Source organism: Peteryoungia rhizophila (assembly GCF_004912145.1).
Classification (GTDB): Bacteria; Pseudomonadota; Alphaproteobacteria; order Rhizobiales; family Rhizobiaceae; genus Allorhizobium; species Allorhizobium rhizophilum.
Window position 1 is genome coordinate 594,145 of record NZ_STGT01000002.1, and the last position, 13,912, is coordinate 608,056.

At 61.5% G+C, this 13,912-nt stretch carries 14 protein-coding genes; 8 read left to right on the top strand and 6 right to left on the bottom strand.

The genetic code is table 11. The features are described 5' to 3' along the window. Nucleotides 1-108 precede the first annotated feature (108 nt). A complete protein-coding gene (ctrA, locus tag E9677_RS08745) occupies nucleotides 109-810 on the bottom strand; it encodes a response regulator transcription factor CtrA (protein ID WP_006725856.1) in 702 nt (233 codons plus the stop codon). Between the two features lie 436 nt (nucleotides 811-1,246). Between ctrA and E9677_RS08750 the strand changes: the two genes are divergently transcribed. After that, nucleotides 1,247-1,597 (top strand): flagellar export protein FliJ, encoded by a 351-nt coding sequence (locus E9677_RS08750; RefSeq protein ID WP_136557709.1) that lies wholly within the window; start codon nucleotides 1,247-1,249, stop codon nucleotides 1,595-1,597. Nucleotides 1,598-1,695: 98 nt separating this feature from the next. Here E9677_RS08750 and E9677_RS08755 read toward each other — a convergent pair whose 3' ends face one another. Further along, on the bottom strand, nucleotides 1,696-1,980 hold the full coding sequence (locus E9677_RS08755) for a GNAT family N-acetyltransferase (protein ID WP_136557710.1): 285 nt from the start codon (nucleotides 1,978-1,980) through the stop codon (nucleotides 1,696-1,698). A gap of 106 nt (nucleotides 1,981-2,086) precedes the next feature. Between E9677_RS08755 and E9677_RS08760 the strand changes: the two genes are divergently transcribed. Then, nucleotides 2,087-2,551, top strand: a complete 465-nt coding sequence (locus E9677_RS08760) for a paraquat-inducible protein A (RefSeq protein WP_235882893.1) — start codon at nucleotides 2,087-2,089, stop codon at nucleotides 2,549-2,551. A gap of 88 nt (nucleotides 2,552-2,639) precedes the next feature. Here E9677_RS08760 and sciP read toward each other — a convergent pair whose 3' ends face one another. Next, entirely contained in the window at nucleotides 2,640-2,915 is a 276-nt protein-coding gene (gene sciP / locus E9677_RS08765) for a CtrA inhibitor SciP (RefSeq protein ID WP_006725852.1), read from the bottom strand. Between the two features lie 403 nt (nucleotides 2,916-3,318). Here sciP and E9677_RS08770 point away from each other — a divergent pair, with 403 nt between their 5' ends. Then, the gene (locus E9677_RS08770) at nucleotides 3,319-4,059 is read left to right on the top strand and encodes a LuxR C-terminal-related transcriptional regulator (RefSeq protein ID WP_136557712.1); all 741 of its coding nucleotides are present in this window, start codon (nucleotides 3,319-3,321) and stop codon (nucleotides 4,057-4,059) included. A 73-nt stretch (nucleotides 4,060-4,132) separates the two neighbouring features. On the opposite strand, the gene E9677_RS08775 is transcribed toward E9677_RS08770, so the two are convergent. Both E9677_RS08775 and cysQ read right to left on the bottom strand, forming a co-directional pair. Beyond that, complete coding sequence (locus tag E9677_RS08775; RefSeq protein WP_136557713.1) at nucleotides 4,133-5,158, bottom strand: DUF2793 domain-containing protein; 1,026 nt, start codon at nucleotides 5,156-5,158, stop codon at nucleotides 4,133-4,135. A 124-nt stretch (nucleotides 5,159-5,282) separates the two neighbouring features. Beyond that, on the bottom strand, nucleotides 5,283-6,110 hold the full coding sequence (gene cysQ, locus E9677_RS08780) for a 3'(2'),5'-bisphosphate nucleotidase CysQ (protein WP_136557714.1): 828 nt from the start codon (nucleotides 6,108-6,110) through the stop codon (nucleotides 5,283-5,285). A 195-nt stretch (nucleotides 6,111-6,305) separates the two neighbouring features. Here cysQ and E9677_RS08785 point away from each other — a divergent pair, with 195 nt between their 5' ends. From E9677_RS08785 to E9677_RS08805, 5 genes are all read left to right on the top strand, one after another. Next, a complete protein-coding gene (locus E9677_RS08785; RefSeq protein ID WP_136557715.1) occupies nucleotides 6,306-7,559 on the top strand; it encodes a sarcosine oxidase subunit beta family protein in 1,254 nt (417 codons plus the stop codon). Nucleotides 7,560-7,568: 9 nt separating this feature from the next. Further along, the gene (locus E9677_RS08790; RefSeq protein ID WP_136557716.1) at nucleotides 7,569-7,850 is read left to right on the top strand and encodes a sarcosine oxidase subunit delta; all 282 of its coding nucleotides are present in this window, start codon (nucleotides 7,569-7,571) and stop codon (nucleotides 7,848-7,850) included. Then, nucleotides 7,847-10,804: a sarcosine oxidase subunit alpha family protein gene (locus tag E9677_RS08795; RefSeq protein ID WP_136557717.1), complete on the top strand. Its 2,958-nt coding sequence runs from the start codon at nucleotides 7,847-7,849 to the stop codon at nucleotides 10,802-10,804. The genes E9677_RS08790 and E9677_RS08795 overlap by 4 nt, the downstream gene beginning before the upstream one ends. A 10-nt stretch (nucleotides 10,805-10,814) precedes the next feature. Next, complete coding sequence (locus tag E9677_RS08800) at nucleotides 10,815-11,366, top strand: sarcosine oxidase subunit gamma (RefSeq protein WP_136557718.1); 552 nt, start codon at nucleotides 10,815-10,817, stop codon at nucleotides 11,364-11,366. An 81-nt stretch (nucleotides 11,367-11,447) separates the two neighbouring features. Next, nucleotides 11,448-12,563 carry a metallophosphoesterase gene (locus E9677_RS08805; protein ID WP_136557719.1) on the top strand — a complete coding sequence of 372 codons (1,116 nt, stop codon included), beginning with the start codon at nucleotides 11,448-11,450 and terminating at the stop codon, nucleotides 12,561-12,563. 74 nt (nucleotides 12,564-12,637) lie between these two features. On the opposite strand, the gene E9677_RS08810 is transcribed toward E9677_RS08805, so the two are convergent. Then, nucleotides 12,638-13,843, bottom strand: coding sequence for a multidrug effflux MFS transporter (locus tag E9677_RS08810; protein WP_136557720.1), 1,206 nt, complete (start codon nucleotides 13,841-13,843; stop codon nucleotides 12,638-12,640). Nucleotides 13,844-13,912 lie beyond the last annotated feature (69 nt).

Consider the following 13,912-nt stretch of genomic DNA (forward strand, 5'->3'; position numbering starts at 1 on the left):
GTTCGCGTTCCCCCAAAGGGACAGATGCGTAAGCGCGTCGCCGACCCGAAAAGACGAAAGGCCCGCATCCGGAAGATGCGGGCCTTTCGAAAGGAGATCGGAAAGGGCTCAGGCCGTTTCCTGGTATTCCGCGCCATCCGGCTCGCGCAGCACGTAGCCGCGGCCCCAGACAGTCTCGATATAGTTCGCACCACCGGCGGCATTTGCGAGCTTCTTGCGCAGCTTGCAGATGAAAACGTCGATGATTTTCAGTTCCGGTTCGTCCATGCCGCCATAGAGGTGGTTCAGGAACATTTCCTTGGTGAGCGTGGTACCCTTGCGGAGCGAAAGCAGCTCCAGCATCTGGTATTCCTTGCCGGTCAGGTGAACGCGCTGACCACCGACTTCGACGGTCTTGGCATCCAGGTTCACAATCAGCTCACCAGTGATGATGATCGATTGCGCATGGCCCTTGGAGCGGCGGACGATCGCGTGAATGCGGGCAACCAGCTCGTCCTTGTGGAACGGCTTCGTCATGTAGTCGTCGGCGCCAAAGCCGAGGCCCCGCACCTTGTCTTCAATGCCTGCCATACCGGACAAGATCAGGATCGGCGTCTTCACCTTGGACAGGCGAAGGGTGCGCAGTACCTCATAACCGGACATGTCGGGCAGGTTCAGGTCGAGCAGAATGATGTCGTAGTCGTAGAGTTTCCCGAGATCGACACCTTCTTCGCCGAGATCGGTAGTGTAGACGTTGAAGCTCTCGGACTTGAGCATCAGTTCGATGCTCTGCGCCGTTGCGCTATCGTCTTCAATGAGTAGAACCCGCATATTTATCCCCTTTACCGCCGCCGAAAGGTCTGGAATGGCCCCCTACGCGATACGGATCCAGTCGTTGCCTGATTTGAAGGCTGCCACCAATTGGTTAACAAATTCTGATTCCCTCTGGCAAGGTGTATCGAATTTATTAAGCAAAGATTTTAGCCTCCTGATTCTTCATGTGTTTTCGGTCATCGCCACACTTGAATCTGCGCCTCAGGGAAACCCCGTAACCGATTCATTTGACTCATCATTGTCACGAGCTTTTTTCGGGCTCTGGCATTTACTGACCCTTAAGTGATCGGGCTTATCATTAACGATGCCCGTAAACGAAAGGTTACCAAAGGTAGCTTTTTGTTAACACCGCGGACTTTTTTTGGACGAATCGGTGGCGGGCGTGTTGAGTAGCAAGTGTGGCGGGGGGTCTCGCATCACGGGAGTATTGCGTATGAAGTCGCGTGAGAGCCTGGTACGCCTGAAAGGTTTTCAGGTTACCGAAAAGCGTCGGCAATTGCAGCAGTTGCAGTCGATGATGTCAGAGTTCGAACGGATGGCGAAGGAGCTCGAAGCTCAGATCGGCATCGAAGAAAAGAAGTCGGGCATCTCTGATCCCAATCATTTCGCCTACCCCACCTTCGCCAAGGCAGCTCGCCAGCGCGCGGACAATCTTCAGGGCTCGATCCGGGAACTGAAGGTCCAGCAGGAAGCAGCAGAACTGGCGTTGGAAGAGGCAGAAGCGGAATACCAGAAGGCGGCGGCTCTTGAAGAGCGCGATGGCCAGATGCGTGTCCGGGCCTGACCTGAAACGGTTCAGACTGGTTGAGATTTTCATGACAAAGGCGGTCGCGGTTCAACCTGCGTCCGCCTTCGTTCGTCTACGGGTCCAATGACCGCGTGTCACTTGCGGACGTCGTTCCAATCCGGGTGACGATCCATCTGCGCCTTCATGAACGGGCAGAGCGGGATGATCTTCCAGCCGCCCTTGCGGGCAGCGTCCACAGCAAATTGCGCCAGCGCCTGTCCCGCACCCTGACCTCGCATCGCACCCGGTACCTCGGTGTGATCGATAATGATCAGTGTCGCCGAGGCGCGGGAATAGGTCATGATGGCCGGCTCGTCGATGCCGTCGATCCGCCCGATATAGCGACCGCCAGAGCCTGCTTCTTCGCTGTTGATCTGCATGTCTGCCTCCTGTTGCCGCATTTGATGGGTTCTGATTAACATCCGTCCGCATCGACCGGCAACGTGGCTGCCGGTTACGGTGTGTTCGACGGGAAGGGGAAGCGGCTTGCTCATCTGGTTGAAGGCGTTCCTTCTCATCGCGGCTTCGATTTCATTCGCCCTCGGCATTACCCTGCCGCTGATGCGGTTCGAGAGTTTCTACGTTTTCTCGACGGATGCCTCTCTGATCGAGGTTGTCGCTTCTCTTTGGGACGGGGGCGACGGTGTGCTGGCGGTCCTGGTGGCGCTGGTTTCCATCGTCTTTCCGCTCGCCAAAATCCTCCTGGTGGCAGCCGAGGAGATCGCGGACAGCCATCTCGCCCAGTCCCACTCGCTGGCGCGGCTTTTACCCGTGTTGTCGAAGTGGTCGATGATGGATGTGCTTCTGGTGGCGATCGTGATCTTTGCGACAAAAACCAGTGGTCTGGCGCAGGCCTTCACACAGCCGGGCCTATGGTTCTATGCCGGATCCAGTCTCGCCGTCGTGGCGTTGAGCGCGATCGGACGAGCCGGCGGCATCCAGAAAACATGAAACCGGCAGGCGGGTCGCGCCGTGCCGGTTCAGGATGGGGTCTTTTAAAAAATGGCTTGTCGTGTCGGGCGAACCGGCACCAAATTGATCAATGGCGATACTGTTGGATACGGGTGGTGCGCAGGCCCGGAAGGCCGTGGTCGTTGATCGATGACTGCCAGGAGAGGAATTCCTCGACCGTCAGGGTGTAGCGCTCGCACGCTTCTTCCAGGCTCAACAGGCCACCACGCACAGCCGCGACAACCTCGGCCTTACGGCGGATCACCCAGCGGCGTGTATTGGCCGGTGGAAGATCGGCAATCGTCAGGGGGCTGCCATCGGGGCCGATGACATATTTCACTCGTGGGCGGATCATTTCGGTCATTGGACTCTCTATACATACTCAAGACCACACACCCTCATCCTAGGACCGATGCTTTAAAATTTGCCTAAGCCCATTGTAAGCATTTGATAATAATTTTCCCGACCGAGCCGGAACGGGATTCGGCCGAATTGCGGCAACTTGATTAAACTTGCGGCAATTGCATAGGAGTTATGCGTCATCCGTGACTGGTGCGCCCGGGGCATCTGTGGCATTGAGCGATCATCAATACAAAGGGCTCGGATCAACCTGTCGATCCAGAGTGAAACTGTCGTGCATGGCAGTCCGAATTCGGACCGCAAGACCGGCGACAGGCCCGGCTGATACCCGTTCCACCATGGGACGACTCAATGTCCATAAACATTCAGATCCCGATCGGACGAAACGTCCGGTCGAAAGGAGTTCTATGTTCAGGCCAACCGATGTGACGCGCAGTCACAGTTTTGGTGACGGTGACGCCGTTTTTCAGAGCGAAGCGCTCTCCACCGGTACGTGGGGACGTGAACTCTTCGCGCTCGGCCGTCGACACGGTTTCCGGCATTGCATGCTGGCACGCTTTCCCAAGGCGGACAGCCCGGAGTTTGCTGCGAACCTGATCGTCTGCACCTGGCCGGATGAATTGCGCCTCGCCTATGAAGCGGCGGAAATCTATGCCGGGAGCCAGCTCGTTGCGCGCATCAAGCAGTCCCTCCTGCCGATATACACCGAAGACAATCTCTTCCTGGGGACCGCAGGCTCGGAAGCACGCCAACCGGTCGCGCCGCATTTTCAGCCGTTCGAACTCGGGGCATCGCTGGTCTACAGCCTGTATGACCGGAACCAGACCCAGTATATCCTGGTCTTATCCGGCCGCGAGGCTGCGCCTGAGCGTACGGAGATCGCGGAGCTGCAGCTCAGCGTCATGGAATTGCTCGATGCCGGCGTCGAGGCTCTCGTTCCACGGCTCGGACCCAAGGAAAAGCTGTCTGCCCGTGAGGTCGAATGCCTGCGCTGGTCGGCGGCGGGCAAGAGCAGCGACGAGATCGCCATCATTCTCGATATTTCCAGCCATACGGTCGTCAGCTATCTGAAGAGCGCGATGCGCAAGCTCGAGGCGGTCAACCGCATGCAGGCGGTGGCGCGCGCCTGTCGGTATCGATTGCTCTGATCGCGGCCAACATCCGCATTTGATACAGAGGCGCCGCCATTCCAGCGGCGCCTTTTCGTTTCTGCCGGTGCTGTCACAGCAAGGTGACGCTGATCTCCGTCTTCCCGTAGCCGAAGGCATACTGGATCGCGCCTTCGTGGCGGAGCGCCAGCGTGTCGTTTGCGTCGAGCCAGACCAGCGCGGTCGTGCTCGACGTTCCAGCGCCGCTGCTGTGGCTGAGAATATCGGCCGAGCCGTTGCGGCTGACATGGACCGTGTGCGTGCCAGTGCTGATTGCGGCGACCGTGAGCGACAGCAGGTAGTAGCCCGAGGCTGGGATGACGAGCTCCTGGCCATGGCCCGACGGCAGGGGGGAGCCGAGTGCGACATCACCACCGGACAGGTGAAGGTCGTCGAAGCCGGTGAAACTGCCGGCCGCGGGGGTGAGCGTCGCGGGTGCCAGCGAGGCGCGGGCGAGGGGGCGCTGGTCGTGGCGGACATAACCTTCCGGCGTCACGCTGACCGCCTGGCGCCAACCGGTCGCATCGCCATTGACCTTGAGGGAAAAGCGATCCTCGCCCGCAAGCCCCATTTCGGCGCGGCCCTGCCAATTGGACTGGAAGACCAGGCTTGCCGTCTCCGACGTGCCGGCCTTGTTTACTGTCAGGCGATGGCTGTCACCGGCGTGGTTGAACAGGCTCGCGGGTGAGGAGAGCGAGAGCCTGTTGTGGCTGTCTGCCGTGGCAGAGACGCCCAGCCGATCGAACTGCGCTTCGAGCGGGAGGGGCTGCTCGATCCATTCAGTGCCGTCAAAGAGCTTCAGCCTCTCTTCATCGAGAAAGACGGCGGTCCAGCCCTGTCGGGGTGTGATGTAGACCCAGACACCGTCCTGAAAGAGGGCGAGATTTTCGGCTCGGCCAGTCCAGGGGCCGATCTCCGGAGCGGTCACCCAGTGGATCTGCCCCTGGGCGGGCTCGGCCGGAGGGCTCGTAGCACTCGTCGTGACGACCAGTTGCACCAGGGCATCGAGCCGCTGGAGCGCCTCGTTATGGGTCACGTGTTTTTGCGCCTGGGCGGGCAGGATAAATGGCAGATCGAGATTGGCAGTGGCGTCGGACATGGTCTCTCCTTCACGGTCGGGCTGCGGGACGCAGCGTGGTTGAAGGAGAAAGTCTGCGGCATGTCAGGGCGTGGGGGACGAAAATGCCATCGCCCCTTTGATATTTCTTGCCTTTATCCTCAAGTCATCCCCGCTCGCGCAGGCGCCCCGTGGCGACGAAGGCCGGGTTTTCGAAGACGCGCAGGCCCGGAATGCACTTGCCATAGGTGAGCGGCGCCCCGTCTTCGGTCGTCACCATGCCGCCTGCAGCCCGCAAGACCGCGTCGCCGGCTGCCGTATCCCATTCCATGGTGGGGCTGAAGCGGGGATAGATGTCGGCCACACCTTCGGCAACGAGGCAGAATTTCAGCGAGGAGCCGACTGCCTTGCGCTCCAGGATTTCAGCCTTCTTGATATAGGCATCGGTCGCATCGCAATTGTGGGAACGGGAGACCAGCGCTGATGGCGTGGCATTCCGCGGGCGCACGGCGATCTGGCGGCGGGCAGTTACCCGGTCGGTGTCGTCGACCGCGAGTTTTTCCGCCTTGCCCGCGCCGCCCAGATAGAGCGTGCCGAGCGCGGGAGCGTGGACGACGCCGAGGATGGGCTTGCCAGCCTCGATCAGCGCGATGTTGACGGTGAAATCGTCATGGCCACCGATGAACTCGCGGGTGCCGTCCAGCGGGTCCACGAGAATGAAACGTCCGCCGCTGATATCGGGGATACGGCCGGCTGCCACCTCTTCCTCGGCTACGACGGGAATGTCCGGTAAATGGCGTGCTAGGGCGTCGAGGATCAGGCGTTCCGCTTTCTCGTCGGCCTCCGTGACGGGCGACTTGTCGCTCTTGAGGCGCACCTCTGCACCGGCCCGGTAGATGTCGAGAATGACGCGGCCAGCGGCAATCGCGCTTTCCTCGAAGAGTTTCAGAATGTCTGTCTTGTCATGCACCTGGATCGGGCTCCCGAGCGTCATGCTTCCGGTTTACCGCCGTGTCTTGCACATTGGAAGTGCGCGTTGCCGTGGTATGCCAAAGCCGCCTGATGTTTCTGTGCTGCACTGCGATCAAACCTGTGTTCCATGTCTCAAACAGTATAGATTTTGTCCTGATCGCGCTTGCTCTTTGTGACGCCTATGCGAATGTGACGCGACATTTGCAGAGGTTGTTCGATGCGTTATTCCGCCCTTTCGATCTTCCGCCAGGCGCTTTCCGGCAACCGGAACTGGGCGCCAATGTGGCGCGAGCCGCAGCCGAAACCGCATTACGACGTGATCATCGTCGGCGGCGGCGGGCATGGTCTTTCCACTGCCTATTACCTCGCCAAGGAATTCGGCATCACCAATGTCGCTGTTATCGAGAAGGGCTATCTCGGCGGCGGCAACGTCGGGCGAAACACCACGATCATCCGCTCCAACTATATGCTCGAGGGCAACGAGCCCTTCTACGAGCTGTCGATGAAGCTGTGGGAAGGCCTCGAGCAGGACTTCAACTACAATGCCATGGTCTCGCAACGTGGCATCGTCAATCTCTTCCATACCGACGGCCAGCGTGATGCCTATGCAAGGCGTGGTAATGCGATGATGATGCATGGGGTGGCTGCCGAACTGCTCGACCGCGAGCAGGTGCGCTCGATGATGCCCTATCTCAACTTCGACCATGCGCGCTTCCCGATCCTCGGTGGGTTGTTGCAGAAGCGCGGCGGCACGGCCCGCCATGACGCGGTCGCCTGGGGTTATGGGCGCGGCGCCGACGAGCGTGGCGTCGATCTGATCCAGCACTGCGAAGTCACCGGCATCCGCCGCGACGAGCTCGGCCAGGTCACCGGTGTCGAGACGACCAAGGGCTTCATCGGCTGCAACAAGCTGGCGCTCGCGACCGCCGGCCATACGTCCGTTACCGGCAAGATGGCGGGGCTCGACCTTCCGATCGAGACGCATGTGCTGCAGGCTTTCGTTTCCGAGGGCATCAAACCTGTCATCGACAATGTCATCACCTATGGCGCCGGACACTTCTATATCTCGCAGTCCGACAAGGGCGGCTTGGTCTTCGGCGCCGATATCGACTACTATTCTTCCTATGCGCAGCGCGGCAATCTCGCGACCGTCGAGCATACGATCGAGGAGGGGGTATCGCTGATCCCCGGTCTTTCCAGGGTTCGCGTTCTGCGCGCCTGGGGTGGCGTGATGGACATGTCTATGGATGGTTCGCCGATCATCGACCGCACGCCGATCGACAATCTCTACCTGAATTGCGGCTGGTGCTACGGCGGCTTCAAGGCGACGCCGGCGTCGGGCTTCTGCTTTGCCCATCTGATCGCGAAGAACGAGGCCCATCCCGTGGCCCGCCTGCTGCGCCTTGACCGTTTCGAACGCGGCTTTGCCGTCGACGAAACCGGCAAGGGCCCACAACCGAACCTGCATTGAGACATCGCCATGGCAAGCCTGATCACCTGTCCGCATTGCGGCGTCCGTCCCAAGGAAGAGTTCAGCATTCGCGGTGATGCCAGCCCGGTGCGCCCGGCTGCCGGCGCTTCTGACGATGCCTGGAACGCTTACGTCTTCATCCGCGACAATCCGAAGGGCCGGATCATCGAGCATTGGCACCACACGGCAGGATGTCGCCGCTGGCTGGTTGTCGAGCGCGATAATGCTTCGAGCCACGAGGTCTATAGCGTGACGGATGCGAGCGAGTACGCGAAGGAGGCCACGCGATGACCGGCTATCGCCTCTCCTCCGGCGGGCTCGTCAACCGCGCCCGCACGCTGTCCTTCACCTTCGATGGCAAGACCTACATGGGTTATGAGGGCGACACGCTGGCCTCGGCGCTCATCGCCAATGACCAGCTGCTGGTAGGGCGTTCGTTCAAGTATCACCGCCCTCGCGGCATCGTGACGGCGGGGTCTGCCGAGCCGAATGCACTGGTGACGATCGGAGCCGAAGGGCGCACCGAGCCGAATACGCGGGCCACCGTGGCCGAGCTCTATCAGGGGCTGGAAGCCAATAGCCAGAACCGCTGGCCGTCGCTGAAATACGATATCGGTGCGGTCAACAGCCTGCTGTCGCCGTTTCTCTCGGCCGGCTTCTACTACAAGACCTTCATGTGGCCGAAGGCATTCTGGGAAAAGCTTTATGAGCCGATCATCCGGAAAGCCGCCGGCCTCGGCAAGACGCCGTTCATCGCCGATCCCGATCGCTACGAAAAGGCCTGGGCGCATTGCGACCTGCTGGTCATCGGCGCAGGCCCCGCCGGTCTGATGGCGGCGCGGGCTGCGGCGCGCGCCGGGCTTCGGGTCATCCTGGCGGATGAAGGTTTCAGGCTTGGCGGATCGCTGCTCTCCGAGCGTGTCGCCGTCGGCGGCGTGCCAGCGGCCGAATATGCTGCCTCCGTCGTTGAGGAGCTGAAGAGCCTTTCCAACGTCACGCTCATGCCGCGCACCACCGTGTTCGGCTGGTATGACGACAATGTTTTCGGTGCCGTCGAAAAGGTGCAGAAGCATGTCGCGCAGCCGTCGGGCGAGCTGCCGGTGGAACGTGTCTGGCGCATCGTCGCCAAGCGGGCGATCTTGGCTTCCGGTGCTGAGGAGCGGCCGCTGGTCTTCGGCGGCAATGACAAGCCGGGCGTCATGACCTCAGGCGCTATCAGGACCTATCTCAATCGCTACGGCGTCGCCGCCGGCCAGAACGTCGCGATCTTCACCAATGGAGGTGCGGGCTATCGCACGGCGGCGGATCTGGCCGCTGCCGGTGTCGGCGTTGCGGCCATCATCGACGGGCGGACGAACTCCTCTGATGTCGCGCCCTCCGGCGTGCGGGTCATCCGTGGCGGCTCCGTCATCGACACCAAGGGCTATTACCGGATCAAGGGTCTGATCGCCGAACGCGTCGGCCACCAGGAAGAGATCGCCTGCGATGCGCTGGCCATGAGCGGCGGTTATAGCCCGATCGTGCATCTGGCCTGTCAGCGCGGGGACAAGCCCACCTGGTCGGACGAGCACCAGGCCTTTCTGGCGCCTGATGTGGGGCAGGGGCTGCGGATCGCCGGCTCCGCTGCCGGTCATGCCTCGCTTTCCGCCGCCCTGCGCGATGGTGCAGACAAGGCGCATGAGGCGATCGGCGATCTCGGCCGTCTCGTCGGCACGGTCGACGTGCCCGAGGTCGAGGGTGAGTTCGACGCGAGTTTTGCGCCGCTCTGGTATGTGCCGGGCGCCAAGTCCAAGGCCTTCGTCGACTTCCAGAACGACGTGCATGTGCAGGACCTGAGCCTTGCCCAGCGCGAGGCCATGGGGCATGCCGAGCATAGCAAGCGCTACACGACCGGCGGCATGGCGACCGACCAGGGCAAGCTCGGCAATGTGGCGACGATCGGCATCATGGCCGGCATGCGCGGCGTTTCCCCGGCCGAAATCGGCACCACGACCTTCCGGCCATTCTACACGCCCGTTTCCTTCGGTGCGATGGCGGGAACCTCGCGGGGTGAACATTCCCGTCCCGTGCGGACCTCGCCGCTGCATGGCTGGGCGAAGAAAAACGGCGCTGTTTTCGTCGAATCCGGCCTCTGGTATCGATCCTCCTGGTTCCCGCGTGACGGTGAGAAGACCTGGCGAGACGCTGTTGATCGGGAAGTGCTGAATGTCCGCGCCAATGCCGGCATCTGCGATGTCTCCACCCTCGGCAAGATCGAAATCTTCGGCAAGGATGCGGCCGAATTCTTGAACCACGTCTATTCCAATGCCTTCCTGAAGCTGCCGGTCGGCAAGGCCCGCTATGGGTTGATGCTGCGCGAAGACGGGATGATCTACGACGACGGCACGACGAGCCGGTTCTCGGATGAGCATTTCTTCATGACCACCACGACGGCCTATGCCGGCGAGGTGATGACGCATCTGGAATTCTGCTCCCAGGTTCTCTGGCCGGATCTCGACGTGCGCTTCGTCTCCTCCAGCGATCAGTGGGCGCAGATGTCGGTCGCGGGTCCCAAGGCGCGGATCATCCTCGAACAGATCATCGAAGACGATATCTCCGACGAGGCCTTCCCCTTCCTTTCGGCCCGCGAAGTTCTGCTCAAGGGGGGCTTGAAGGCGCGGCTCTTCCGCATCTCCTTTTCCGGCGAACTCGCCTTTGAAGTGGCAGTGCCGGCCAATTACGGCGAGGCGGTCGCCGATGCAATCATGGCCGCCGGCAAGCCGCATGGCATCTGCGCTTACGGCGTCGAGGCGCTGAACGTGCTGCGCATCGAGAAGGGCTTCATCACCCACAGCGAAATCGATGGGCGCACGACGCCCGACGATGTGGGGCTCGGAAAGATGTTCTCGACGCAGAAGGCCGATTTCATCGGCAAGCGATTGTCGAGCCGCTTCGGCCTCACCGCTGCCGATCGTCCGCAGCTTGTCGGCCTGAAGCCTGTTGATCGCGACAAGAGTTTCGCTGCCGGCGCGCATCTGCTGAAGGAGAACGTCAAGCCGTCGACGCTGAACGACCAGGGCTGGGTGTCCTCCGTCTGCCACTCGCCGACGCTCGGCCATGCCATCGGCCTCGCCTTCCTCAAATCCGGCCGCGAGCGGCTGGGCGAAAAGATCGTCGTCTGGGACGGATTACGCGGCGGGGAAGTACTGGCGGAGGTCGTCAGCCCCGTCTTCTACGACCCCGACAACAAGAAACTGAACCTGTGAGGATCCTGCCATGCCGGTGACCTATGCCGCCCGTCACGTGCTCGAGGACCACATTTCCGGTTTCGAAGCGACGCCCAATCCGCATCATCTCGCCATTCTGCGCGCGGTCTCCGTGTTTTCCGTGCTCGCCCATCCGGGCCATGAGGCAGATATCGACGAGGCGCTGACAAATCTCGAAGATGTGCATATTCGCGTCTGCGGGCCCAGCGAGTGGCTCGTGCTCAGCGAGACGGTCGCCGCCGATACGATTGCCCGACAGTTGGCAGACCTAGGGGCGAGCCGCGCGGCGTTCGTCGACCAGAGCGACGGTCGAGTCGTCTTGCGCATTCAGGGGCCAAAGGTGCGAGCGATTCTCGCCAAATGCACGGCGCTCGACCTGCATGCCGACCTGTTCGAAATCGGCCAGTCGACCAACTGCCAGATCTGCCATGTCGCGACGAACCTCGCCCGCACAGGGCAGGACACATTCGAGATCATCGTCATGCGCAGTTTCGCGGGCTTCCTGTTCGATGAGGTTCGCGAAATGGGCCGCGAGTTCGCTCTGACGGCGGGATTTGCGTGACCCTCCCGGTGCAGAGATCGCTTTAGATGTGAACCGGCAGGGACTTTTTGGCGTTATCGAAGCAAAGGATCCCCCGCCCGCATGTTTCATCTGATGTTTTCCCTGCCATGGCTCATCGTGGCAACCCGCTTCATCGCCCCCTTGCCGTGGCCTTGGATGGTGAAGCTTTTGCTTGCCGCCTTCCTGCTCTTGGCTTCGCAATACCATCTGTTCAGCCGCTTCACGTCCGGATCGGTCTTCGCGCCGGAGTTCCCGCGTCCGCTGGTGATCGGGTTCAACCTGTTCTTCGGGGCGATCGTGCTCTTGGCCGCAATGCAGGTGGTGCTGGATCTCGTCAGCATCCTGATCCTCGCCGTCAAATGGTCTTTTCCGGTGGTGCCGGCCGAAGTGCGTTACACGATGGGTGTTGCGGCCCTGGTGCTGGCTAGTTTTGGCATCAGCCAGGCGATCCGCGTGCCGCCGGTCAAAAAGATCGAGGTGGCAATCCCCGGTCTGGCGCCTGAATTCGACGGTTACCGGATGGTGCAATTGACCGACCTGCATATCAGCCGTCTGTTCACCGGTCGCTGGGCGAGCGCCGTCGTGGAGAAAACCAATGCGCTTAATGCCGACCTTATCGTCATCACCGGTGACCTGATCGACGGCAGTCTCGATATCCGTCGTGAAGACGTCGCGCCGCTTGCGGGTTTGAGCGCCCGCGATGGCGTGCTCGCCGTGCCCGGCAATCACGAATACTTCTTCGAGGTCGACCGGTGGCTCGCGCATTTCCCCGAACTCAACATGCGGATCCTCGCCAATGATCATGCGGTGATTGAACGCGGGGCGGGCAGGCTGGTCGTCGCTGGTGTCACTGATCTTTCGGCGCGCTCGACCGGGTCGCTTGAACCGGATCTCGGGGCTGCCCTGCGCAATGCGCCTGCGGGTGCCCCCATCATCCTTCTCGACCATCAGCCACGGATGGCAGAGCGGGCTGCCGAAAAGGGTGTGGCGCTCCAGCTCTCCGGCCACACCCATGGTGGCATGGTGCGCGGCCTCGACCAGATCGTCGCCCGGGCGAACAATGGCTATGTCTCCGGCTTCTACGAGGTCGACGACATGAAGCTCTATGTCAACAATGGCACGGGCCTCTGGCCGGGCTTTGCGCTCAGGATCGGGGTGCCGGCGGAGCTGACGGAGTTCACGCTGCGGCGGATGTAGGTCGTCCACAATCAAAAAAAAAATGCATCAGCCGCCGGCTTTTGACCGGCGGCTGATGCTTTTCGGATGTCCTGTCAGGCGGCTGCTGCAGTTTTGCTCACCCGGGACTGGCCGAAGGTGAAGATGGCGATCGAAGCTGTTGCCACGGCGCAGGCAGCCATGACGCCAATCATGGGAAGGGCTGTCCCATCATCGAGCACGCCGATTGCGAAGCTGCCGAGCGCGCCGGCGCCGAAGCCGAGGGCACCCATGAGGGCCGCTGCCGTGCCCGAGATCGCGCCATGGGATTCCATCGCAAGGATGTTGCAGGTGGGCATGATGCCGCCGACGCCCATGACCATGATGAACAGCAGGATGCAGACCGGGACCAGCGAGGCGATGCCGGCCAGCTGCAGGCCGAGCAGAATGAGGCCGGCTGCCGCATAGATGGTGGCGCTCAGCTTGACCACGCCGCGCACGCCGATCCGCTCTGCGAGGCGCGGGGCGAGCTGCGCGCCGATGCCGATGCCGATGGCGTTCAGGCTGAAGATCACCGAGTAAGCGAGCGGCGAGAGGCCGTAGACATTGATCAGCACGAAGGACGAGCCGGCGATATAGGCGAAAAAGCCACCCTGGGCGAGCGCGAGTGCGCCGGCATAGGGAATGAAGCTGCGGGTGAAGAGCAGACGGCCATACCAGTGCAGGGCGTCGCGCGGGCGGCTCTTGGCGCGCAGTTCGACCATGCGGGTCTCCGGCAGCATGGTGAGGGTGATGACGGCGACGATGACTCCGAGAGCGCCAAGGAGCGCGAAGATCAGACGCCAGTCGCCGACCACGAGCACGAGGCTGCCGAGCAGGGGCGCCAGAACCGGGGCGATGCCGAGCACCAGCACGACCATGGACATCAGACGGGCGGCAGCCTGTCCGGTATGCACGTCACGGATCGAGGCGGTGGCGATGACCATGCCGATCGAGCCGCCGATGCCCTGAAGGAAGCGGAAAACGAGCAGTTCCGTGGCGCCGGTGGAGAGCACGCAGCCGATCGAGGCGAGAACGAAGATCACCAGCGCCAGATAGATCATCGGCTTGCGACCGGTCTTGTCGGAGACGGGACCGTAGAACAGCTGACCGAGCGTGAAGCCGGTGAAATAGGTCATCATGCTCAGCTGGATATTGGCATCCGTTGTGGCAAGGTCTTGTGCCATCCGGGGCATGGCGGCGACATACATGTCGGTGGCGAAGGGGCCGAGAGCACAGATGGCTCCCAGCGCGATCGCAAGTGCGGTGTTCTTGTTCTGCATGGCCTATGTCTCTTCAGCGGCGGGGGGTTGAAACGTGGAATTGGAAACGGTATCGTTTCCTTGAGGAGA